This window comes from Bordetella genomosp. 6 (genome assembly GCF_002119705.1).
GTDB classification, from domain to species: Bacteria; Pseudomonadota; Gammaproteobacteria; order Burkholderiales; family Burkholderiaceae_B; genus Bordetella; species Bordetella bronchiseptica_F.
In genome coordinates this window covers 4,697,923-4,719,453 of sequence record NZ_CP021107.1, presented here as the reverse complement: position 1 = coordinate 4,719,453, position 21,531 = coordinate 4,697,923, and the positions used below count along the sequence as shown (strand labels likewise).

Annotated in this window: 23 protein-coding genes; 9 read left to right on the top strand and 14 right to left on the bottom strand. The window is 68.0% G+C overall.

Features of this window, described 5'->3' with window-relative positions:
- The first annotated feature begins 8 nt into the window (after positions 1–8).
- The 4 genes from CAL11_RS22180 to CAL11_RS22165 are packed head-to-tail and all read left to right on the top strand — an operon-like array spanning position 9 to position 4,521.
- The gene (locus tag CAL11_RS22180; RefSeq protein WP_086094292.1) at positions 9–878 is read left to right on the top strand and encodes an FAD binding domain-containing protein; all 870 of its coding nucleotides are present in this window, start codon (positions 9–11) and stop codon (positions 876–878) included.
- Complete coding sequence (locus CAL11_RS22175; protein ID WP_033465224.1) at positions 875–1,384, top strand: (2Fe-2S)-binding protein; 510 nt, start codon at positions 875–877, stop codon at positions 1,382–1,384. Before CAL11_RS22180 ends, CAL11_RS22175 begins: the two co-directional genes overlap by 4 nt.
- Complete coding sequence (locus CAL11_RS22170) at positions 1,377–3,758, top strand: xanthine dehydrogenase family protein molybdopterin-binding subunit (protein WP_086094291.1); 2,382 nt, start codon at positions 1,377–1,379, stop codon at positions 3,756–3,758. Before CAL11_RS22175 ends, CAL11_RS22170 begins: the two co-directional genes overlap by 8 nt.
- Before the next feature lie 43 nt (positions 3,759–3,801).
- Positions 3,802–4,521 carry an SRPBCC family protein gene (locus CAL11_RS22165; RefSeq protein ID WP_347876370.1) on the top strand — a complete coding sequence of 240 codons (720 nt, stop codon included), beginning with the start codon at positions 3,802–3,804 and terminating at the stop codon, positions 4,519–4,521.
- A gap of 120 nt (positions 4,522–4,641) precedes the next feature.
- Here CAL11_RS22165 and CAL11_RS22160 read toward each other — a convergent pair whose 3' ends face one another.
- Entirely contained in the window at positions 4,642–5,715 is a 1,074-nt protein-coding gene (locus CAL11_RS22160; RefSeq protein ID WP_086094289.1) for a DUF6817 domain-containing protein, read from the bottom strand.
- 167 nt (positions 5,716–5,882) lie between these two features.
- On the opposite strand from CAL11_RS22160, the gene CAL11_RS22155 reads away from it, so the two are divergent.
- The gene (locus CAL11_RS22155; RefSeq protein ID WP_086094666.1) at positions 5,883–6,677 is read left to right on the top strand and encodes a MetQ/NlpA family ABC transporter substrate-binding protein; all 795 of its coding nucleotides are present in this window, start codon (positions 5,883–5,885) and stop codon (positions 6,675–6,677) included.
- A 43-nt stretch (positions 6,678–6,720) separates the two neighbouring features.
- Here CAL11_RS22155 and CAL11_RS22150 read toward each other — a convergent pair whose 3' ends face one another.
- A complete protein-coding gene (locus CAL11_RS22150; protein ID WP_068924690.1) occupies positions 6,721–7,245 on the bottom strand; it encodes a DUF934 domain-containing protein in 525 nt (174 codons plus the stop codon).
- On the bottom strand, positions 7,238–8,980 hold the full coding sequence (locus CAL11_RS22145) for a nitrite/sulfite reductase (RefSeq protein ID WP_086094288.1): 1,743 nt from the start codon (positions 8,978–8,980) through the stop codon (positions 7,238–7,240). The genes CAL11_RS22150 and CAL11_RS22145 overlap by 8 nt, the downstream gene beginning before the upstream one ends.
- 304 nt (positions 8,981–9,284) lie before the next feature.
- Between CAL11_RS22145 and CAL11_RS22140 the strand changes: the two genes are divergently transcribed.
- Positions 9,285–9,830 carry an REP-associated tyrosine transposase gene (locus CAL11_RS22140; RefSeq protein WP_086094287.1) on the top strand — a complete coding sequence of 182 codons (546 nt, stop codon included), beginning with the start codon at positions 9,285–9,287 and terminating at the stop codon, positions 9,828–9,830.
- Between the two features lie 105 nt (positions 9,831–9,935).
- On the opposite strand, the gene CAL11_RS22135 is transcribed toward CAL11_RS22140, so the two are convergent.
- The 5 genes from CAL11_RS22135 to CAL11_RS22115 form a co-directional block, all read right to left on the bottom strand.
- A complete protein-coding gene (locus tag CAL11_RS22135) occupies positions 9,936–10,694 on the bottom strand; it encodes a branched-chain amino acid ABC transporter ATP-binding protein (RefSeq protein ID WP_033465208.1) in 759 nt (252 codons plus the stop codon).
- 2 nt (positions 10,695–10,696) lie between these two features.
- On the bottom strand, positions 10,697–11,404 hold the full coding sequence (locus CAL11_RS22130) for an ABC transporter ATP-binding protein (RefSeq protein ID WP_086094286.1): 708 nt from the start codon (positions 11,402–11,404) through the stop codon (positions 10,697–10,699).
- A gap of 16 nt (positions 11,405–11,420) precedes the next feature.
- On the bottom strand, positions 11,421–12,302 hold the full coding sequence (locus CAL11_RS22125; RefSeq protein ID WP_014905407.1) for a branched-chain amino acid ABC transporter permease: 882 nt from the start codon (positions 12,300–12,302) through the stop codon (positions 11,421–11,423).
- A 10-nt stretch (positions 12,303–12,312) separates the two neighbouring features.
- Positions 12,313–13,302, bottom strand: a complete 990-nt coding sequence (locus CAL11_RS22120; protein WP_033465202.1) for a branched-chain amino acid ABC transporter permease — start codon at positions 13,300–13,302, stop codon at positions 12,313–12,315.
- Positions 13,303–13,404: 102 nt separating this feature from the next.
- Positions 13,405–14,322: a LysR family transcriptional regulator gene (locus CAL11_RS22115; protein ID WP_033465199.1), complete on the bottom strand. Its 918-nt coding sequence runs from the start codon at positions 14,320–14,322 to the stop codon at positions 13,405–13,407.
- Positions 14,323–14,443: 121 nt separating this feature from the next.
- On the opposite strand from CAL11_RS22115, the gene CAL11_RS22110 reads away from it, so the two are divergent.
- The gene (locus tag CAL11_RS22110) at positions 14,444–15,676 is read left to right on the top strand and encodes an amino acid ABC transporter substrate-binding protein (protein WP_033465196.1); all 1,233 of its coding nucleotides are present in this window, start codon (positions 14,444–14,446) and stop codon (positions 15,674–15,676) included.
- Between the two features lie 69 nt (positions 15,677–15,745).
- Positions 15,746–17,164 (top strand): amidase, encoded by a 1,419-nt coding sequence (locus CAL11_RS22105; protein WP_086094665.1) that lies wholly within the window; start codon positions 15,746–15,748, stop codon positions 17,162–17,164.
- A 21-nt stretch (positions 17,165–17,185) separates the two neighbouring features.
- Here the strand turns inward: CAL11_RS22105 and CAL11_RS22100 are convergent, their stop codons facing one another.
- Positions 17,186–17,836 (bottom strand): carbonic anhydrase, encoded by a 651-nt coding sequence (locus tag CAL11_RS22100; RefSeq protein WP_033465193.1) that lies wholly within the window; start codon positions 17,834–17,836, stop codon positions 17,186–17,188.
- Between the two features lie 133 nt (positions 17,837–17,969).
- Positions 17,970–18,314 carry an FxLYD domain-containing protein gene (locus tag CAL11_RS22095; RefSeq protein ID WP_086094664.1) on the bottom strand — a complete coding sequence of 115 codons (345 nt, stop codon included), beginning with the start codon at positions 18,312–18,314 and terminating at the stop codon, positions 17,970–17,972.
- 239 nt (positions 18,315–18,553) lie between these two features.
- On the opposite strand from CAL11_RS22095, the gene CAL11_RS22090 reads away from it, so the two are divergent.
- A complete protein-coding gene (locus CAL11_RS22090) occupies positions 18,554–18,877 on the top strand; it encodes a PsiF family protein (RefSeq protein WP_033465187.1) in 324 nt (107 codons plus the stop codon).
- A 165-nt stretch (positions 18,878–19,042) separates the two neighbouring features.
- Here CAL11_RS22090 and CAL11_RS22085 read toward each other — a convergent pair whose 3' ends face one another.
- From CAL11_RS22085 to catC, 4 genes are read right to left on the bottom strand one after another with little or no spacing between them, the layout of a single operon-like run.
- Positions 19,043–20,083, bottom strand: coding sequence for a cyclase family protein (locus tag CAL11_RS22085; RefSeq protein ID WP_167382563.1), 1,041 nt, complete (start codon positions 20,081–20,083; stop codon positions 19,043–19,045).
- Positions 20,084–20,088: 5 nt separating this feature from the next.
- Positions 20,089–20,868: a 3-oxoadipate enol-lactonase gene (gene pcaD, locus CAL11_RS22080; protein ID WP_167382562.1), complete on the bottom strand. Its 780-nt coding sequence runs from the start codon at positions 20,866–20,868 to the stop codon at positions 20,089–20,091.
- Between the two features lie 45 nt (positions 20,869–20,913).
- Positions 20,914–21,210 (bottom strand): YciI family protein, encoded by a 297-nt coding sequence (locus CAL11_RS22075; protein WP_086094283.1) that lies wholly within the window; start codon positions 21,208–21,210, stop codon positions 20,914–20,916.
- Positions 21,211–21,235: 25 nt separating this feature from the next.
- A complete protein-coding gene (catC, locus tag CAL11_RS22070; RefSeq protein ID WP_033453538.1) occupies positions 21,236–21,511 on the bottom strand; it encodes a muconolactone Delta-isomerase in 276 nt (91 codons plus the stop codon).
- Between the last annotated feature and the right edge of the window lie 20 nt (positions 21,512–21,531).

Below are 21,531 nucleotides of genomic sequence, written 5' to 3'. Positions count from 1 at the left end.
CCCACACCATGAAAGCGCCGGCCTTGCAGTATCACGCGCCTGCTTCGTTGCCGCAGGCCCTGCAGTTGCTCAGCGAGCACGACAATGCGCGCGTGCTGGCCGGCGGCCAGTCGCTGGTGGCAATGCTGAACATGCGGTTCGCGTTCCCGGATTGCCTGATCGATATCAACCGGGTTCCCGAGCTGGCGTACATCAGCCACGAGCAGGGCGCGGTCCGCATCGGCGCGATGACGCGCCAGCGCGAGATCGAGTTCTCGCCGCTGGTGGCGCAGCACTTGCCGCTATGGCGCGAGGCGGTACTGCAGGTCGGCCATCGCCAGACCCGTAACCGGGGCACGGTGGGCGGCAGCTTGTGCCAGCTGGATCCCTCGGCGGAGATCCCGACTGTGGCGCTGGCCATGGACGCGACCCTGTCGGTGGCCAGCGTACGCGGTACGCGTACCCTGGCGATAGCGGATTTTCCGGCCGGCTACATGACGCCGGCGCTCGAGCCCGACGAAATGCTGGTCGGCCTGACGGTGACGCCATGGCCGGCCGGCCATGGCCATGCCTTCGTGGAGTTCGCGCGCCGCCATGGCGATTTCGCCATTGTGTCGGTGGCCGTGTTGCTGTTGCTCGACGACGCCGGCTGCGTGGCGCGCGCCTCGATCACCCTGGGCGGGGTGGCGGCCACGCCCGTGCGCATGGCGCAGGCCGAAGCCGCGCTGGTGGGGCAGCCGGCCGAGCCCGCGGCGCTGGCGCGGGCGGCGGCGTTGTGCGCGGCCATCGACGCCAAGGCCGACAGTTATGTGCCGTCGTGGTACCGCCAGCGGCTGGCGCGCGTGTTGACCGAGCGCGCCCTCACGCAGGCGGTGGCGCGTGCCAAGGAAAACGTATGAGCGATATCACCGAATCCACAGCGCAGCATGTTTCGTTGACGGTCAACGGGCGCGCCTGCGGCGGTTGCGCCGAGCCGCGCATGCATCTGGCCGATTTCCTGCGCGGTGAGCTGGGGCTGACCGGCACGCACATCGGTTGCGAGCACGGGGTGTGCGGCGCCTGTACCGTGCTGGTCGATGGCTATTCGACGCGCAGTTGCCTGATGCTGGCGGTGCAGGCGCAGGATAGCCGGGTCGATACCATCGAGGGCCTGGCTGGCGAAGACGACGCGCTGCATCCGATCCAGCAGGCGTTCCATGAATTGCATGCACTGCAATGCGGTTATTGCACGCCGGGCATCCTGATGTCGGTGGCCGAGCTGCTGGCGGCCAACCCCGATCCCGACGAGGCGCAGGTGCGTGACGTGCTTTCGGGCCATCTGTGCCGCTGCACCGGGTACCAGAACATCGTGGCCGCGGTGCTGCGCGCGGCGCAGCTGATGCGCGCGGAGGCCGACCATGACTGATGCGGCAAGCCCCGGACTGGGCCGCAGCGCGCCCCGTATCGAGGACGATGCGCTGCTGCGCGGCCAGGCACGCTTCCTGGACGATATCGAGGTCGAGGGCGTGCTGCATGCCTGCTTCGTGCGCAGCCCGCACGCCCATGCTCGCATTGTCTCGATGGATCTGTCTGCCGCCCGTGCGGTGCCGGGCGTGGCCGCCGTCTATGGGGCGCGCGATCTGTTCGGCCAGTTGACCTCGTGGCGCATGCCGCTGGGGTTCCCGCTGGCGGCGCTGCCCGATGACACGACGCCGTTCGTGCTGGCCGAGCACGAGGTGGCGTTCGTCGGCGAGGCCATCGCGGTGGTGGTGGCCGACAGCCGTCACATCGCCGAGGACGCGGCGGCGCGCGTGGCGATCGAATATGAAGTGCTGGGCGCGGTGGTGGATTGCCGCGACGCGTTGCGGCCGGATGCGCCGCTGGTGCGAGGCGAGCTCGCGTCGAACATTCTGCAGCAGTACACGCTGGCCTATGGCGACTGCGAGGCGGCTTTCGCGCAAGCGCACCGGGTGCTGGAGGACGATTTCTGGGTGCATCGGGGCTGCGCGCATCCCATGGAGGGGCGTGGCGTGCTGGCCCGCATGGACCGCGCCACCGATACGCTGACCGTGTGGTCATCGACCCAGATGGCCCACGAACTGCATTACACGCTGGCCCTGATGCTGGGCCAGCCCGAGGACCGCCTGCGCGTGGTGACGCCCGACGTGGGCGGCGGGTTCGGCGCCAAATTCATGATCTATCCCGAGGAAATGGCGATTCCCGCAGCCGCGCGCAAGCTGGGCCGTCCGGTCAAGTGGGTGGAGGACCGGCGCGAGCACTTCACGACCTCGATCCAGGAGCGCGACCAGTACTGGACGGTGGCGATGGCCATCGACGACCAGGGCCGCATGCTCGGCATACGCGGCAACTTCGTGCACGACAATGGCGCGTACACGCCGCAGGGCACCAATGTGCCGTACAACGCCGCCTCGTCCATGACCGGCCCCTACGTGGTGCCGGCGTTCTCGCTCGATGTGAGCGTGGCCTATACCAACAAGGTGCCGGTGGCGACGGTGCGCGGCGCGGGATATCCGCAGGCGGCCTTCGTCATGGAGCGCATGCTGGACCGCGTGGCGGCGGAACTGGGCATCGACGCGGCCGAATGCCGGCGCCGCAATCTGATCGGCCCGGCCAAGATCCCCTATACCAAGCCGTTGAAGTCGCGCGCGGGCATGCCGCTGACCATAGACAGCGGCGATTTTCCCGCCTTGCAGGCCTGCGCGCTGCGGGCGTCCGACTATGACGGCTTCGCGGTGCGGCGCGACGCGGCCCTGGCGCGCGGCCGCTGGCGCGGCATCGCGGTGGCCAACAGCGTCAAGCCCACCGGGCGCGGCCCGTTCGAGGTGGCGCGCGTGCGCGTCCAGCCGTCGGGCCAGGTGTCGGTCTACACCGGCGCCCTGGCCATGGGCCAGGGCATCAAGACGACGCTGGCGCAGATCTGCGCCGGACACCTGGGCGTGCCGGTCGCGGCGGTCGAGGTGCAGGCCGGCGATACGGCCTACGTGGGCTACGGCATGGGCGGTTTCGCCAGCCGCCAGGCCATCATGGCCGGTTCGGCGGTCGACCAGGCCGCCGTGCAGGTGCGCCGGCAGGCGCTGGAGACGGCGGCGGTGGTGCTCAAGGCTGCGGCTGAAACGCTGGAGCTGGCCGATGGCGAAGTGCGCGCGCCCGACGGCCAGTCGGTTTCGCTGGCGCGGCTTGCCATGCTGCGCAAAGGCGTGCCGGGATATGCGCTGGTCAGCCCCGGCGATCCCGGGCTGGACGCCACCGCGTACTTCCACTGCGACGCGCAGACCTACGCCGGCGCCTCGCACGTATGCGAGGTCGAGGTCGACCCCGCCACCGGGGCCATCGAGATCGTGCGCTACGTGGCGGCGCAGGACAGCGGCCGCATCATCAACCCGCAGCTGGCCGAGGGCCAGGTGCACGGCGGGGTCGTGCACGGCATCGGCAATGCCTTGTTCGAGTGGATGGGCTATGACGCCGCCGGCCAGCCGCTGAGCACCACGTTCGCCGAGTACCTGCTGCCCACCGCGCCGGAAGTGCCGCCCATCGAGGTGGTGTTCCTGCCTTCTCCCACTCCCTTGAACCCGCTGGGCGTCAAAGGCGTGGGAGAGTGCGCCACCATTCCGGTGGCCGCGGCCGTGGTCGGCGCCGTGGAGCACGCGCTGGCCCATTGCGGGGTGCGCGTGACCGAGTTTCCGCTTACGCCGGTGCGACTGCTGGAGCTGCTGACGCAAGCCGAAGCGCGCGCCGCCGCGCCTACTGATTCAGGGGAGTTCGTCGATGGAGTTCACTAACACCTTCCATGTACCGTTGCCGCTGGACGAGGCATGGCAGTTGATGCTGGATGTGCCGCGCATCATGCCCTGCCTGCCCGGCGCGCGCCTGACCGAGGTGTTGGGCCCGGACAAGTACCAGGGCTCGGTGACCGTGCGCCTGGGGCCGATCAAGCTGGGCTTCGAAGGCCAGGCCGAGCTGGTGCGCAAGGACGAAGCCACGCACACCGCGTGGCTGCAGGGCTCGGGCATGGATCCGAAAGGGCGCGGCTCGGCCAAGTCCGAGTTCAGCTTTGCGTTGACGCCGGCCGCCAATGGCGGCACCGACGTGACGGTCAATACCCAGCTGGCGCTGTCGGGGGCGGTGGCGCAGTATGGGCGCGGCAGCGGCATGATCGCCGAAGTGGCCGCGCAGATCCTGGGGCAGTTCGAGCAGAACCTGGCGCGCTCGCTCAGCGGCGAGGCGCAGCAGGAGCCGGCGCAGCCGGCCGGCGCCATGCCCGCCCGGCCCGGACCCGCGGCGCCTGTTGCCGCGGCCGCAGCCGCGGGCAGCGCAGTCAGCCCGGACGCGCAGGCCGTGCTGCTGCAGGCGCAGGCGGTATTGAGCCAGGCGCAGGCCGTGCTGGCCATGGCCCAGGCCAGCCTGGCGCGCCCCGCTCGCGGCGCACCGCCGCGGGCCGCCGCGCCCAGCGCCGAGCTCAACATGCTGGGCATAGGCATGCGCGCCATGTGGGCGCGCGTCCGCTATACCGTGGGCGGCTGGTTCGGCCGGCGCGAGAGCTGATCGCGCGGGCGCTCGTCCCATTCCGATACGCGGGGCGCCTGTCCCCGGACGGGAACTGACATCCGCGGCGAGGTGTGCCTGTCCCCACTGGGACAGGCACACTGCCGTACGCCATCGAAGCTAGCCCACCAGGCCCAGTCCGTTCAATCCGCCCAGCGTGGCCGGCCATTGGCGGGCGCGCGCGTTCTGCAGCAGGATGCGCGCCCAGGCCATCCAGCCCGACCATTCGATGCGCTTGTCCCAGCTGGTGCCCCAGGCCTGCAGGGCTGCCAGGCCGGCGGCGGCCTGCTCGAGGGCGGTGTCGTAGTCCTGCGCGGTCAGCGCCAGCTGCGCGAGCAGCAGGCGCGGCTCGGCTACCCAGGGGTTGTGGGCGATGGCGGCGTGCAGCAGATGGCGCGCGCTGTCCATTTCGGTCATGGGGTGCATGCGCGTGATCACCTGCCAGTACAGCGCCGCGGCGGCCGCCTCGTCGCCGGCGTCGAGCACGGCGGTGCAATGGCCGAAGGCGGGCGGCGTGGGGATGCCGGTGCCGGCGGGCAGCGCGGACAAGGGTTGCAGCAGGCGGGAGAGCATGCCCAGGATGCGCGCCGGAGGCTTGAGCGGGCCGGGCCACAGCGAGGCGGCCCAGTGCGTCGCGGTGTCGCGGCGCTCCTGGTGGGGATAGCCGGCGAAGATCTCGTCCTGCCAGCTATGCCACTGTTCGCCGACGTCGGCCGCCGACACCACGATGAAGGCGGCTACCTGGCGCGGCGTCAGCGTCAGCGGCTGGCCGTCGGCGCCTTGCAGCGCCAGCCCGGCGCCGCCGCGGCCTTCGCCCGCCAGGATGCGCTGCACGAACTGGGTGCGGGGCATGGCGCAGAACAGGTGCACCCATTGCTCGGCTTCTTCGCCCAGGTGCTGGCGCAAGGTGGCGCGCTCGCGTTCGCGGTCGAACAGCGTCAGGTCCACGTATTCGTTGCCATATACGCTGTGGAACAGGCCCAGCAGGCGCACTTCGCGTGGCTGGTTCCACAGCGCCAGCGTGCGGTAGACGCCCAGCAGGTGGTGCTTGAACGTGCCGGCCTTGTGCCAGTCTTCGCCGGCGCTGCGCGCAAACAGCAATTCCAGCAGGGCGGGCAGGTCGGCGTCGATGGCCGCGTAATGATCGGCCAGCAGCGCGCGGGCGTGGGGATGCAGTTCAGCAGAGGACGACATGGCAGGTACGGCGCAAGGCAAAACCGCTATTGTCGCCCGCGGCGGCCTGCATGTTAATAACCGTATGGTCTTTGGATATGCGATTTCATCGCTTTTCGTTTTGAGGGCGGCTTCGTAGAATCGGCCTCTTGCCGTCCGGCGTTTTCCCTTTCTTCGTGAGCTTTCCCATGCGTATTCGCCATCTCGTCGCCGCTTGCGCGGCCTTGTTCAGTATTGCCGCCGCGCCGGCCCTGGCGCAGGACGCCGAATTGAAGGTCGGCGTCACGGTGGGGCCGCACGCGCAGATCGGCGAAGTGGTCAAGAGCGTGGCGGCCAGGGACGGGCTGCGCGTCACGCTGGTCGAGTTCAGCGACTTCATCCAGCCCAACGCGGCGCTCGATGCCGGCGAACTGGACCTCAACATCTACCAGCACAAGCCCTTCCTGGATGCCCAGAACAAGGCGCGCGGCTACCGCCTGGCGCCGGTCGCCAGCGCGGTGGTGCAGCAGATGGGCGTGTACTCCAGGCGCTACCAGGCGCTGGACGCGCTGCCGCAGGGTGCCAAGGTGGCGATTCCCAACGACCCGACCAACGGCGCGCGCGCCTTGCTGGTGCTGCAGGCGGCCGGCCTGATCGAGCTCAAGCCGGGCGTCACGGTCAATGCCTCGTTGTTCGACATCGCCGCCAACCCCAGGAACCTGAAGTTCCTCGAGATCGACGCGGCGCAACTGCCGCACTCGCTGGCTGACGTGGATGCCGCGGCGGTGAATTCGGCGTATGCCATTCCGGCCGGGCTGTCGCCGGCGCGCGATGCACTGGCGCTGGAGAGCAAGGAAGCGCCGTTTGCCGTGGTGGTCATCGCCGCGCGCGAGGACAACAAGGACGATCCGCGCATCGCGCGCTTCGTCAAGGCGTACCAGTCCGAAGAGGTCAAGCAGTTCGTCGCCAAGCAGTTCCCCGGCGCCTACAGCACGTCCTGGTAAGCACCCTGGGCGGCGCCGCCGCGTCGTCCGCGGCGGCGCCGTCTCATGCCGCGGCCGGAGCCGGATAGGTGTGCTGGTAGTGCACGCTGAAGGTGCGGAAGGCGGCCAGCGCCCGCTGCGGATCGTGGCCGGGCTTGACCAGGAAGCTGTCGAAACCAACGCGTGCCTGGTAATGGATGGTGTCGATCATGACATCGCCCACGGCGCGCAGTTCGCCATCCCATCCGTAGCGGCGGCGCAGCAACTGCGCCAGCGAGTAGCCGCGGCCGTCCGTATAGACCGGAAAGTCGATGGCGATGAAGGACAGCGCGGTCCGGTCGAGCTCGCCGTCAGGGCCGGTGAGTTCGTCCAGCCGCGCATCCGGCGGCAGTTGCACGCCCACCGGGTGGCGCCGCGCACGCAATGTCGCGGCGGCGGCCTTCCAGGTGGCCAGCGTCACGACCCAGCCGGGTTCGTCGGGCGGCGCCTGGTCGGCGGGGCCGTCGGCCTCGGGGGTGAACAGGCGCGCATCGTCGCCCTGTAGGCGGCCGGCGCGGATCAGATGGTCGGGGTGGCTGGCTTCAGGCATGAGCGGGCTCTTGCTGCGAGGCGGGTTTGGCGACGGCCGGGTCGGCGTAGACGTCGCGCTTGAAGGGGTCGATGCCGACGCGGTCGACCACATCGATGAAGCGTTCGGCGTCGCTGTCGCGCAATTCCAGATAGGTGCGGATCAGGCGATCGACCACGTCGGGGATCTGCGTACGCGCGAACGACGGGCCGATGATGCGGCCAATGGCCGCGCCGCCGCCGCGCGGCGACTCCAGGTCGGGCAGCGGCTTGGCCGCGCCGTTCTGGCGGCCGCCCAGCGTCACCTGGTACCACTCCTCGCCGGCCTTGTCCACGCCGAGAATGCCGATGTGCCCGACGTGGTGATGCCCGCAGGAGTTGATGCAGCCCGAGATGTTCAGATCCAGCTCGCCGATCTCGAACAGGTAGTCGAGATCGTCGAAGCGGCGCTGGATGGATTCGGCCACCGGAATCGAGACAGCATTGGCCAGGGCGCAGAAGTCGCCGCCGGGACAGGCGATGATATTGGTCAGCAGCCCGATATTGGGGGTGGCCAGGTTCAGCTGCTGCAGCTCCTGCCAAAGGTCGTGGAGCCGGGCCCGGCGCACGTCGGCCAGGACCAGGTTCTGCTCGTGCGAGACGCGCAGCTCGCCGAAGCCATAGCGCTCGGACAAGTCGGCCACCGCGTCCATCTGGTCGGCGGTGATGTCGCCGGGCGGTACGCCGGTGGCTTTCAGCGACACCGTCACGGCCGCGTAGCCCGCCACTTTGTGCGCGCGCACGTTGGTGCGCAGCCAGCGCGCAAAGCGCGGGTCGGCCTGGGCCCGGGCGTCCGTCGGGTCGGGTTGGCTGGCGGCGGCGCTGTCGTAGTCGGGCCAGACGAAGCGGCCCGCGATGGTGTCCAGCTGTTCCTGGGTGATCGTATCGGGGCCGTCCTTGAGCGATTGCCACTCCTGCTCGACCTGGCGCGCGTAGACCTCGGGCGTGAGATCCTTGACCAGGATCTTGATCCGGGCCTTGAACTTGTTGTCGCGCCGGCCATGCAGGTTGTACACGCGCAAGGCCGCCTGCAGATAGGTCAGCAGATGCTGCCAGGGCACGAACGGATTGATCAGGTGGCCCACCATGGGCGTGCGCCCCAGCCCGCCGCCGACCCAGAAGCGAAAGCCCAGCTGGCCGTCGCGCTCGACCGCCTGCAGGCCGATGTCGTGCACGCCCACCGCCGCGCGATCCTCGACCGCGCCGCTGACGGCGATCTTGAACTTGCGCGGCAGGAAGGCGAACTCGGGGTGCAGGGTCGACCACTGGCGGATGATCTCGCACCACACCACCGGGTTGACCAGTTCGTCGGGGGCGACGCCGGCGAAGTGGTCGCTGGTGGTGTTGCGGATGCAATTGCCGCTGGTCTGGATCGAATGCATCTGCACCGAAGCCAGTTCGGCCAGGATGGCCGGCACGTCTTCCAGGCGCGGCCAGTTGAACTGCATGTTCTGGCGCGTCGAGAAGTGGCCGTAGCCGCGGTCCCAGGTGCGGGCGATATGCGCCAGCTTGCGCAGCTGGCGCGCGGCCAGCATGCCGTAGGGGATGGCAATGCGCAGCATGGGCGCGTGGCGCTGGATGTAAAGCCCGTTCTGCAGGCGCAGGGTGCGGAACTCGTCTTCGGTCAGCTGGCCGTCGAGAAAGCGCCGCGTCTGGTCCGAGAATTGCGCCACACGCTCTTCGACCAGCTGCTGGTCGACCGGATCGTACACGTACATGTCTTACTGCCCTTCGGGGTGCATGGCATGGCGCGGGACGAGCCCGGAAGACGCCATCCTGGATTGATGCACATAACCGTAGCAGCACAGCCAACCCGCCGTCTAAGTCATTCTGGTAATAACGGTATAGCGGGGGCGGGGAAGCGCGTTGGAGTCTGTCCCCGGATGCCTGTCCCCCTGCGGGGACAGGCGCCAACTGTGCATGCCTCGCGCGAGATTCAGTGGGGCAAAGAGATCTCGTTGCCATACGACGTTATGCGCCTGCGCGATATCCTGAGGCACATGATCTGTCCAGGAGTGCGTCGTGCCGCGACGAGCCCGCATTGTGCTGCAAGGCCATCCTCACCATGTTGTCCAACGGGCACATCGCCGCCAGTCGATATTCACCGATGACGCGGATTGCCTGCCCTATCTGAACGAACTGCAGCGCGAACGGCGGCGTTTGCAAGTGGCAGTCTACGCATGGTGCCTGATGCCCAATCACGTCCACTTGCTGCTTGCCCCTCTGCATGACTGCCGCGCGCTGTCGCAGATCATGGGCAAATTGGCGGGCGGAGCCGGCCGCAGGTTCAATCGCAGACATGGTCTGTCCGGTACGCTGTGGGAGTCCAGGTACTACTCTTCGGTTATCGAAACGGAAAAATACTTTTGGGAATGCTGCCGATACATCGAATTGAATCCGGTACGCGCAGGCATCGTGGCAAGGCCGGACCAATACCCATGGTCCAGCTATCGCGCTCGGATGTTGGATCAGGGCGGCGTTGATGCGCCTCCCGGCTACGACGCGACTTCGCCGCATGGCCGGTTCGATTTGGCCGCGTATGCCCGTTTCGTGCAGGAGGGTATGTAGCGGCGCGTCAGTCGGTGTGTTGGGGGGCGGGTGCCTGTCCCCGTGGGGACAGGCACCGGGAAGTCGGCGGATGCCTGTCCCCCTGCGGGGACAGGCACCCGGGGATCAGTCTATCTTGTAGTCCATCCACGACGCGACCATGTCGCGCAGGCCGCCGTCGTGGCCGAATTGTTCGTGGGCGCCCTCGGCCTTGTTGCGGCCGAGTTCGAGGATGTACATGTAGTCGGAGATCTCGGCGCAGCGGCGCACGTTCTGGTCGACCAGGATGACGGTCATGCCTTCGTCGGCGAAGCCGCGCACCAGGGCGTAGATTTCCTTGGAAATCTTGGGCGCCAGCATGGCGGTGGGTTCGTCGAGCAGGATGACCGAGGGCTCGATCAGCAGGGCGCGGCCGAACTCGACGAAGCGCTGCTGGCCGCCGCTCATGCTGGAGACGGGGTCATGCCGCTTCTGCGCCAGGATGGGAAAGCGCTGGTACACCGAATCGATGCGGCGGCGCACCTTGTCCTTGTCGCGGCGAAACGGCCAGCATCCCAGCACCAGGTTGTCCTCGACCGACAGCTCGCCGAACAGGCTGCGGTGCTGCGGGACGAAGGCCACGCCGCTGGCGGCGCGCTCGTGCGAGGGCTGGCGGCTGATGTCCTGGCCGCGCAGCACGATGCGGCCGCCGCGCAGCGGCAAAAAGCCGAACAGGGTCTTGAGCACGGTGGACTTGCCCGCGCCGTTGGGGCCGATGATGCCGGTGACCTGGCCGGCGCGCGCCTGTACGTTGACCCCGTTGAGAATGGTGATGTCGCCGTGGTAGGCCACGGTGACATTGTCCAGGGCGAACACCGGCTCGGTCGTTGCGGCGGAGGTCGGCATGGTCAGGCTCCCAGGTAGGCTTCGATCACGCGCGGATCGGTGCGCACGCGATCGGCGTCGCCTTCGCACAGGATCGCGCCTTCGTTCATGACGATGATGTGGTGCGACAGCTGGTAGATCGAGGTCAGGTCGTGCGAGACCAGCACCACGGAGCAGTCATGCTCGGTCGGGACGTCGCGGATGATGCCGATGAGCAGTTGCGCCAGGGCCGGGTTGACGCCGGCAAACGGCTCGTCGAGCAGGATGACCTTGGGCTGCGCCACCATGATGCGTGCCAGCTCCAGCAGCTTCTGCTGCCCGCCGGAAAGTTCCTCGGCATGGTTGTGGCGCAGGCGGTGCAATTCGACCTTGTGCAGCCAGTATTCCGACTGCGCGTAGCGCTCGTCGGCGTCGCGGCTGGTCTGCTGCTGCGCGACGTCCAGGTTGTCCAGCAGGCTGAGGTGCTGGAACACGCGCGGGACCTGGAAAGTGCGTCCCACGCCCAGGCGCGCCACCTCGTGGACTTGCCTGCCGGCGATTTCGGCGCCGTCGAGCACGATGCTGCCGGCATCGGGCACATACAGGCCGTTGATGCAGTTGAGCATGGTGGTCTTGCCCGACCCGTTCATGCCGATGATGCCGAGAATGGCGGCGCGCGGCACGTGCAGGTCGACGCCGCGCAGCGCCACCAGCCCGCCGAAGCGCTTTTGCAGATTGCTGACTTTCAACATGGGCGACGGTCTCCGATCAGCGCAGGGCGCGGTGGCCGAACAGCCCGGTGGGCCGCACGAAGATCATGGCCACCATCAGCACGAAGCCGCAGATCGTGGCGATGGAGGGGTTGAAGAACACCACCGAAACCTGTTCGGTGACGCCGAACAGCATGGCGCCGACCAGCGCGCCCACGGGGTGGCCCAGCCCACCCAGCACGATGACGATGAAGCCGATCAGGGTGTAGTCGTTGCCCATGAAGGGGGAGAACGCCGGGAACACCATGGCCACCAGCACGCCGGTGACGGCGGCCAGGCCGATGCCCAGGCCGAACGCCACGGCCGACAGCCGCTCGACGTTGATGCCGACGATGCGCACGGCGTCGCGGTTCATGATGATGGCGCGCAGGGCCTTGCCCAGCTGGGTGCGGTACAGGAACCAGGCGAGCACGGCGACCACGGCCAGCGCGATGGCCAGGGCGATCAGGCGCACGGTCGGGATCAGCACCGGCCCGATCTTGAAGAACACCGGTTCGATCTCGTAGGGCAGCGAGCGTGCGTCGGCCTCGAAGGCCAGCAGCATGATGGCTCCCAGCATGATGGACACGCCGAACATCAGCAGCAGCGAGCTGATTTCGGGGTCGTCGGCCTTGGACAGGCGCGGGATCAGCACGAAATACAGCACGTAGCCGGCCAGGAAGAAGGCGCCGAAGGCCAGCGGCAATGCCAGCAGCGGGTCGATGCCGGCGTATTCGAGCAGGTAGTAGGCAAAGTAGGCGCCCAGCACCAGGAATTCGCCGTGCGCGAAGTTCACCACGCGCAGCACGCCGAAGATCACGTTCAGCCCCACGCCGATCAGGCCGTAGATGGCGCCCAGGATCAGGCCGTTGACCAGGCCCTGGATAATCAGTCCGCTCATGTCCGGCTCCTCAGGCGATGTATTGGCGCAGTTGCGGGTAGCGCTTGAGCAGGCTGCCGACGATGCCGCGCGGCAGGAACAGCATCAGCAGCACGATCACCAGGCCCAGCAGCAGCAGGTTGAGCACCGGGAATTTCTGCCAGATCAGGTGGTCGATGCCCAGCAGCGCCAGCGTGCCGACGACCGGGCCGATGATGGTGCCGAAACCGCCGGCCATGGCGTAGATGATGCTCTTGGCGGTGATGAGGACGTGGAAGGCGTATTCCGGATCGACCACGTTGGTGTACCAGGCCTCGATGCCGCCGGCCAGGGCCGGGAACAGCGCCGCCAGCAGCCAGGCCTTCAGGCGCGTGCGCGGCACGTGGATGCCGACGCAGGCGGCCGCCGCGTCGTCGTCGCGGATGGCCTTGAGAGCCTTGCCCAGGCGCGATATCGAGAGCCAGGTCACGGTCGCCAGCGTGGCGGCCATGACGGCCAGCATGGCGTAGTAGCTGTGGGTCGGGTTGTTGGCGCTGGAGAGGATCAGCCCCATGCTGCCGCCGGTGAAGCCATCGGGCAGGTTGGAGATCAGCAGCCGCATGATGGTGGCCAGCGCCAGGCTGACGATGCCGAAGTACACGCCGCGCAGCCGCAGGGTGGGCGCGAACAGCAGCGCGATCAGCAGGCCGACTGCGCTGGCGGCGGCCAGCGAGGGCAGGATGGGCCAGCCCAGCACCTTGTAGCAGATGCCGGTGGCGTACGAACCCACGCCGTAGAACACCACGAAGCCGAATGGCAGGTAGCCGGTAAAGCCCACGCAGATGTTCATCGCGCTGGCCATGGTGACCCACAACATCAGGTAGAAGGCGAACGAGATGTTCGACGTCGCCATCGGCACGACGGCCAGGCCGAGGGCCAGGACGGCGAAGATGCCGGTGGCAATGCGGGTGCGCGTGCGTTGCGCCTGCTGGTCCTGCAGGCGGTGGGACGCGTGCGCCGAGGCGGCAAGGCTGCTGCTCATGACTCCCTCCGGGCCGGTGTGGAAAACAAGTGGCCGTCTTATCGGAGTCGATTATGAAACGTTTGGGGAGCCAAAACCATAACTACAGGTTAAGTATTAACCCTAGTCAGCCTTGGAAAACGACTCCGCAAGCACGTCGCGCAGGTGGGGGATGAACTCGGCGGCGATGCGCGACAGAGGGCGGTTGTTGGCGTGGACGGCGCTGATGTGCAGCGGGATGTCCTCGGCCAGGGGCACGATGGCGATCTCGGGCCAGATGTTCTTCATGACCGTGAATTCGTCGACGATGGCGATGCCCGCGCCGGCGTTGACCAGGGCGCAGGCCAGTTGGCTCCAGGGCACGTCGGCGCACATGCGGCAAGGCAGGCCGGCCTGCTCGAAGGCGCTTTGCACCAGCATGCCGTAGGGCATGCGCGTGCCCACCACGATATGCGGGTGGGGCGACAGGTCGGCCAGCGTGACCTGCCCGCGTTCGGCCAGCGGGTGGCTGCGCGGGATGGCGGCCACCATGCGGCCCGTATGCAGCGGCAGCGAGGTCAGGAACGGGTGGTCGGCCTGCATGACGACCAGGCCCAGCTCGGCTTCGCCGTGCAGCACGTCGTTGATGAGGTGCGGCAGGGCGGTGGCGTTCAGGCGCAGCAGGATATCGGCGTGGGTGCGCTGGAAGCGCGCCACGGCGCGCGGCACCAGGTACTGGGCCAGGCTGGGGATCGAGGTCAGCCGCAGCACGCCGGCGCCGTGGCCGGCCAGGGCGTCGGCCAGGTCGTTGACGCGCTGCATCATGCGCTGCGTCTTCTCGATTTCCTCGAAAAGAATGCGCACTTCCGGAGTGGGCTGCAGCCGGCCGCGTACGCGTTCGAACAGGTTCAGGCCCAGCTGTTTCTCGGTCTGCGCCAGCATGCGGCTGACTGCCGGCTGGCTGATGTTCTGCAGCCGGGCGGCGCCGCTGATCGAGCCGGCGGTGACGATGGCCCACAGCATTTCGGTCTGGCGGTAGCTCAGTTTATTCAAAGCGTGCACTCCATGCCTATTTGTTATACGCTATTTCTCGAATTGCTCAAAGCGTGAGCAATTCCAGCCTGTCCGCCCTGGTGCGGCAATGTCCGGTGGTTCCTATCTGTGCAATGCAAGGAGCATTTCCATGTCCAGAAAATCGTGGTTATTCCGTTTGCCCGCACTGGCGATTGCCGCCGCTGCGCTGGCGCCGGCAACGGGCGCCGCCCAGGCGTCCGACAAGATCCGCATCGGCATGACGGTGTCGTCGACCGGCAGCTTTGCGTTGGCATCCCAGTCCGGGGTGCGCGGCGTCGAGGTTTGGGTCGACGACGTGAACCGGCGCGGCGGCATCGAGATCAAGGGCAAGAAGTATCCCGTCGAGCTGGTCAAGCTGGACGACCGCAGCGACAAGCAAATGGTCACGCGCGTTTACGAACGCCTGATTGTCGATGAAAAAGTCGATCTCGTGTTCGCGCCCTTCGGCTCGACCCTGACAGCCGCGGCCGGCACGGTGACCGAACGGCTGGGCAAGTACATGATGGTGTGGTCGGCCGCCAGCGACGACCTGTACAAGCAGGGCTTCAAGTACATGGTGTCCGGCACGCAGATGCCGGTGTCGGCCATGCTGCGCGCGCCGATGGCGCTGGCCGGCAAGCTGGGCGTGAAGAAGGCGGCCATCCTGTACTCGGACGAACCGTTCCCGGCCGGCCTGGCCGATGGCGGCCGCGCGCAGGCCGCCAAGAACGGCATCGAAGTGGTGCTGTACGAAAAATATCCCAAGGGGCAGAAGGATTTCAGCACGCTGCTGCAAAAGGCCAAGGCGGCCGGCGCCGATGCGCTGGTGCCGACCTCGTACGAGGGCGACCTGATCAGCATGACGCGCCAGATGAAGCAGCTGGACATCAACTTCCCGTATACCTTCATGGTGTATGCGTCCACGCCGCAGTTCCAGGCGATCGGCGCGGACTCCAACTACATCTTCAGCCACACCAACTACCATCCCGCCATCAACTGGAAGGTCAACGCCGGCCTGACGCGCGAGCAGTTCGCCAAGGCATACGACACGCTGTTTCCCAAGGCCGAGTTTCCGCCCGATTTCCAGACGGCCCTGGCCTACGGCGCGGGCGCGCTGACCGAGGAGATCATCAAGAAGGCCGGCGCGACCGATGCCGCCGCGCTCAAGCAGGCGTCGATGGATCTCTCCGACAAGGTCACCGTCATGGCCGGGCCGTACGCCATCGACGAGACCGGCAAGCAGTTGCAGATGCCGTTCCCGGTGGTGCAATTGCTGCCGGGCAAGGGCATGTTGCCCGTGTATCCGGAGGATGTGGCGGTCGAAAAGGCGGTCTACCCGGCCCCCGCCTGGAACAAGCGCTGAGCGCGGGTGCCGCAGTGGCCGGCGCGCGCCCACGCGCGCGCCGCTTCAGGGTTGTCTTTCGAGGAAATCATGTCTGAACTTGCATTTTCCAGCCTGGCCGAATTGGCGCGGGGCCTGGAAGCGGGCCGCTACAGCGCGGTGGAACTGGCGCGTCACTACCTGGCGCGCATCGCGCGCGCCAACGAGGCCTTGCACGCGTACGTCAGCGTCGACGAGGAGGGGGCGCTGCGGCTGGCGCAGGCCGCCGACGCGCGCCGCGCCGCCGGTTATGCGCTGGGGCCGCTCGATGGCCTGCCGATCGCCATCAAGGATTTGTGCGAGATCGAAGGGCAGGTCACCACGGCGGGCTCGGCCGCCTGGCGCGAGCGCCGCAGCACGGTCACCGGGACGGCGGTTCGGCGCTTGCTGGCCGCCGGCATGGTGGTCCTGGGCAAGACGCACATGGTGGAGTTCGCGTTCGGCGGCTGGGGCACCAATCCGGTGATGGGCACGCCGCGCAACCCCTGGGACCTGTCCCACCCGCGCATCCCGGGCGGCTCGTCCAGCGGTTCGGGCGTGGCCGTGGCCGCGGGCCTGGCGCCGGCCGCGCTGGGCTCGGACACGGGCGGGTCGGTGCGGATCCCGGCCGCGCTCAACGGCATCACCGGACTGAAGACGAGCGCCGGGTTGATCAGCCTGTACGGCGCGGTGCCGCTGTCGCAGACCCTGGATTCGATCGGCCCGATGACGCGCGACGCGTACGACGCCATGCTGCTTGCGCAAGTCCTGGCCGGCCCCGATGCGGCCGATCCGGCCACGCTGGGCGTGCCGGCCTTCGCCTATGCGCCGCCGCGCGACGGCGGCCGGCCGCTGGCGGGCCGCCGCATCGCCGTCATGGCCGAGGACAACTATCCGCTGGCCGTCAGCGCCGACGCGGCGCTGGCCGTGCGGCAGGCGGCAGACACCTTGCGCGCCCTGGGCGCGGACGTGGCGACGGTGGCGACGCCTTTCGATTTCAACCAGCTGATGCACGCCAACGGCCGTATCATCGCGGCCGAGGCGTATGCGCTGCATCGCGGCTACATCGACGATGCAGCCTTGCCGCTGGGCGAGTTCGTGCGGGCCCGGGTGCAGTCGGGCCGGGCCATCGGCGCGGCCGACTATATCGCGGCCATGCGCGAACATGCCCAGGCGCGCGCGCAATGGCGCGCCTGGATGCAGGACTACGATGCGTTGCTGACGCCCAGCCTGCCCTTTGCCGCCTGCCGCCTCGACGAGGTGGACGAGCAGGGCACGCCGCTGGCGGCGTTCAGCCGCGCCGGCAACTTCCTGGGCGCCAGCGGGCTGGCCCTGCCCGCCGGCTTTTCGGCCGACGGCCTGCCGGTTGGCGTGCAATTGATGGGCAAGCCCTTCGACGACGGGCTGTTGTGTGGCCTGGGCGTGGCTTTCCAGCAGGCGAGCGACTGGCATCGGCGCACGCCGGACCTGCGCGCGGCAGGCCTGGCCTGACGCACGCGGATGCGGCGCGCCTCAGGCCGCCGCGTCCTCTTCCAGCCAGGGGGCGAACTCGCCCGTCGTGCGGTCGAGCACGTACAGCAGGCCGGTGGCCACGCCGAAGTACGTGCCGTGCAGTTCGAGTTCGCCGCGTTCCACGCGGCTGCTGATGGACGGGAAGGTCATCAGGTTCCGCAGGCTTTCCTCGACCACGGCCAGTTCCAGCCGCTTGATGTCGGTGGCGCGATCGCCGGTGGACGGGCCCAGCCGATCGGCGACCGGGGAGATCTGCGACATCCATTTGCCGATGAAGTCCATCTTCGACAGCGGCTCGCCGTCGTCGTAGAACGAGCGGATGCCGCCGCAGGAGGCGTGGCCCAGCACGACGATGTGCTTGACGTTCAGGCCGTTGACCGCGAATTCGATGGCCGCGCTGGTGCCGTGGAAGGACGACTCGGCGTCAGGTTCGCAGGGCGGCACCAGGTTGGCGACGTTGCGCACGACGAAGATCTCGCCCGGGCCGGCGTCGAAGATGACTTCGGGGGAAACGCGGGAGTCGCAACAGCCTATCAGCAGGATTTCGGGTTTCTGGCCTTTTTCGGCCAATGCTTCGTATCGACTGCGCTCGCTGTGGAAGCGGCCTTGCAGGAAGGCGTGATAGCCGTCGGTGAGTCTTTTGGGAAACATGATTCCATCCTAGAGAGTCTGGCGCGGGGGCGTCCCGGGATTGGACGCGCGGCCGGCTCGCCCGGACGGGCGAGGCTGGCGCCGACAAAAAAGGATTTTCCCATAAGTTGGGTCCGGGCACCGTCGCCAGCCGTCATTCCGCCTTGATTTCGATGGCCGAGAAGCGTTCGAAGGGTTGCGGCGTGGTGCTGCGGATCTGCCATATTTCGCCCGGGGCGATGGGACCGATGGACTGCTCCTTGACCCGCCCGATCTCGCGTCCCTGCGAGTCGTACAGCGCGAACACAACCCAGGCGCGGCCGATGCGCTTGGCGCCCTGGTTGCTGAGCGAGCCGGTAATGGTGCTGACGCCGGCGGTGGCATCGCGGGTGGCCTGCAGATTGCCCAGCGTGACGCCATACGGCAGGCTTTGCGCCAGCGCGCCGGTCGTCGCCAGAAGCAGTGCGGCGGTCAGGCTAGCGAGACGAATCTTCATCATGGTCTCCTGTAGCGGCGCTTGCGCCACTGCGGTTACACCATAAGCCGGCCCGCGACGGGCGCGCAACCCATAAAACAGCCTAGGCCGTAAACATTGGTGGCCACTTGTGCCGCGATGCTGCGGCCGGGAACTTGCGGCGCACACCGGTTTGGCAGATCATTGGAAGCCGGCCGACGGGCGCCGGCGCACAGCGTCGCCGCGGATGGCTGTACGAACCGGGCGGCTCCAGGGAGGAATCCATGATTTCCCGCGTGAGCAAGTTTGCTGCTTGTACTCTTGTGTCCCTGTTTTGTTCCGGCGCCGCCTGGGCCCAGGCCTCGGCCAGCAAGGAGCTGACGCCACAGCAAAAGCGCATGGCCGAATGCAACAAATCGGCAACCGGCAAGACCGGCGACGAGCGCAAGGCCTACATGAGCAGTTGCCTCAAGGGCGAAGAACCCGCCAACAAGCTGACCCCCCAGCAGCAGCGCATGAAAGACTGCAACTCGCGCGCCTCCGAACAGGCCCTGACGGGCGAGAAGCGCAAGGCCTACATGAGCACCTGCCTGTCGGGGAAAAGCTGAAGCATCATCCCCGCGTGCCTGTCCCCGCACGGGGACTGGCACGCGCCGACTCATCCCCGCGAGCCTGTCCCGGCGGGACAGGCACCGCCGCAGCCGTTGCCGAGATCACGGGCGGATCGCCGTCAGCGGATGCCGGTCCCCTTGCGGGGACAGGCACCCGAAGGGTCACACTGTCGCCACGGGCGTCACCGGCGAGCCGATGGCGTGGGGCAGGCGCAGCGGCGGCGCGGTCAGCATGAAGCGATGGCGGCCATTGGCGTGCAGCCATTCGGCCAGGTCCTTGAGGTACCACAGTTCGGCCAGCGGCAGGCCCAGCTTGAACAGGCAGTGGTGGTGCAGCGGCAGCATGGCGCGCGGGCCCTGGCGTTCGCGCGCGGGGTAGGCCTCGACCGCGTAGTTGTCGGCGCAGATGGCGGCGATGCCGCTGTCGGTGATCCACTGCAGCAGTTCGGCGTCGGTGCCGTCGAGCGCGGCGCCGTATTGATGCAGCACGTCGGCGTCGGGCTTGCCGTCCATGCCGACCACGGCTTCGGCGTAGCCGGTGCGCAGCACCAGCATGTCGCCCGATTCGATCTCGATGCCGTCCGCCGCCAGCGCCTGCGTCAGCGCCTCGTAGCCCACCAGGGTACGGCCGGTGCCGTAGTGGCGCGCCAGGTCCAGCAGCACGCCGCGACCCTGCACGCTGTGCTGGGCCAGGTTCTCGATGCCCAGCTTCAGCGCGGCCGAGGGGCCGCCGGTATTGCAGCCGCAGCCGGCGTGGTCGGCGTCGGCCGGCCCGACGATGTCGATGCCGGCGCGGTAGCCGTTGTAGTAGCACAGCTCGGCGCGGCCATCGCCGTCGGCGTCGAACAGCGCCCCGACGTGGGCCAGCGAATCCCATTGCGTGGAGTACTGCATCGACAGCAGCACCTGGTCGTCGCTGAGCACGTCGACCGCGTCGGGGTTGATATTGCGTAGCGGGAAGTTCACGTACGGCGTGTCCTGCAGGCGCGTGGGGCTGAGTTGCGGCGGATGGCGCCGCGGGTTGAGCACGTTGCCGCCGGGCAGGTCCAGCGGCAGCGAGAGGCAGAAGCTGCGGCCGGCGCGGATTTCCTGCGCCGCCTTGAGCACTTCGGCCGGCGTGATCAGATTCAGGCGGCCTAGTTGGTCGTCCGGGCCGAAGTCGCCCCAGTTCGAACCGGGCGGCCGTTGTTTCCAGCGTTGCATGCCGTTCACTCCGTGAGGAAGCCGGTCAGCGCGCGCGTGAACGCTTCCGGTTGCTCCCAGTTGGAAATATGCGAGGTGTCGAGCTCGACATAGCGCGCGCCGGGGATGGCGGCGGCCAGGGCCTTGCCGTCCTGGGGCGTGGCGGCCAGGTCGTGGGTGCTGCTGATGACCAGCGTGCGGGCGCGGATGGCGGCGACGCGTTCGCGCAGGTCGGCGTCGCGCAGCGCCGCGCAATTGGCCACATAGCCGGCGTCCGGGGTGCGGCGCAGCATGTCGACCAGGATCTGGGTCAGGCCCGGCTCGGCGGCGCGGTATTGCGGCGTCAGCCAGCGTTCGACCAGCCCGGGCGCCATGGCTTCCAGCCCGTCCTGGCGCACCGCCGCGATGCGCGCGCTCCAGCCCTCGGCGCTGCCGATGCGCGCCGCGGTATTGCACAGGACCAGGCGGTCGATCAGCTCGGGGCGTTCCAGCGCCAGCCACATGCCGGTGGGGCCGCCCATCGACAGGCCGCAGAAGTGCGCGCGTTCGATGCGCAGGTGTTCCAGCAGTTCGGCGACGTCGCCGCCCAGCTGCGCGAAGCTGTATTGGCCATCGGGCACGGACGATTTGCCATGGCCGCGCGTGTCGTAGCGCAGGACGCGGAAGCGGCGGCTCAGTTCGGGGATCTGGCGCGCCCACATATCGGCGCAGGTGCCCAGCGAATTGGACAGTACGAGCACGGGGGCGTCGTCGGGGCCGTCGATGACGTAATACAGGCGCGCCTGGCTGAGGTCGGCGTAAGACATGGTGATTCCTGAAGCGGGGCCTGCCCGCCTTGGGCAGGCAGGCAATTACAGATAGGAGGTGCCGTCGACGTAGGCTTTGCGCCAGCGGGTGATCGCGACCCGCTCGAACAGTCCGGCCAGGTGGAACGGGTCGGCCTGGATGAACTGTTCGGCGGCGGCGCGCGTGTCGACATCCACCACGTACAGGCCGCCGCCGAGGTCCTTGCCGTCGTCGTCCAGCTTGGCGCCGCAGGCCAGCAGCAGATGCTTGTGCTGGTCGAGGAACTGCAGGTGCGCATTGCGGTGCTGTTGGCGCACGTCCAGGCTGCCGGGCTTGTCGAAGGTCTCGATGATGTAGGGCATGGCGGTTTCCTGAGGGAGAGGTCGATCAGATCGCGGAGGGGTGGCGCGCCAGCGCGGTGACCTGGATGTCCATGTACGGGAACAGCGGCAGCGACGACAGCATCTGGTGCAGTTCGTCGTTGTCGGCGGCGTCGAAGATGCTGACGTTGGCGTAGCGGCCGGCCACGCGCCACAGGTGGCGCCACTTGCCGTCGCGCTGCATCTGCTGGGCCAGCGCCTTTTCGTCGGCCTTCAGTTTGTCGGCGCGCTCGGCGGGCATGTCGGGCGGCAGGTTGACTTGCATTTGAACCATGAACAGCATGGGGAACTCCTTCAAGCGGG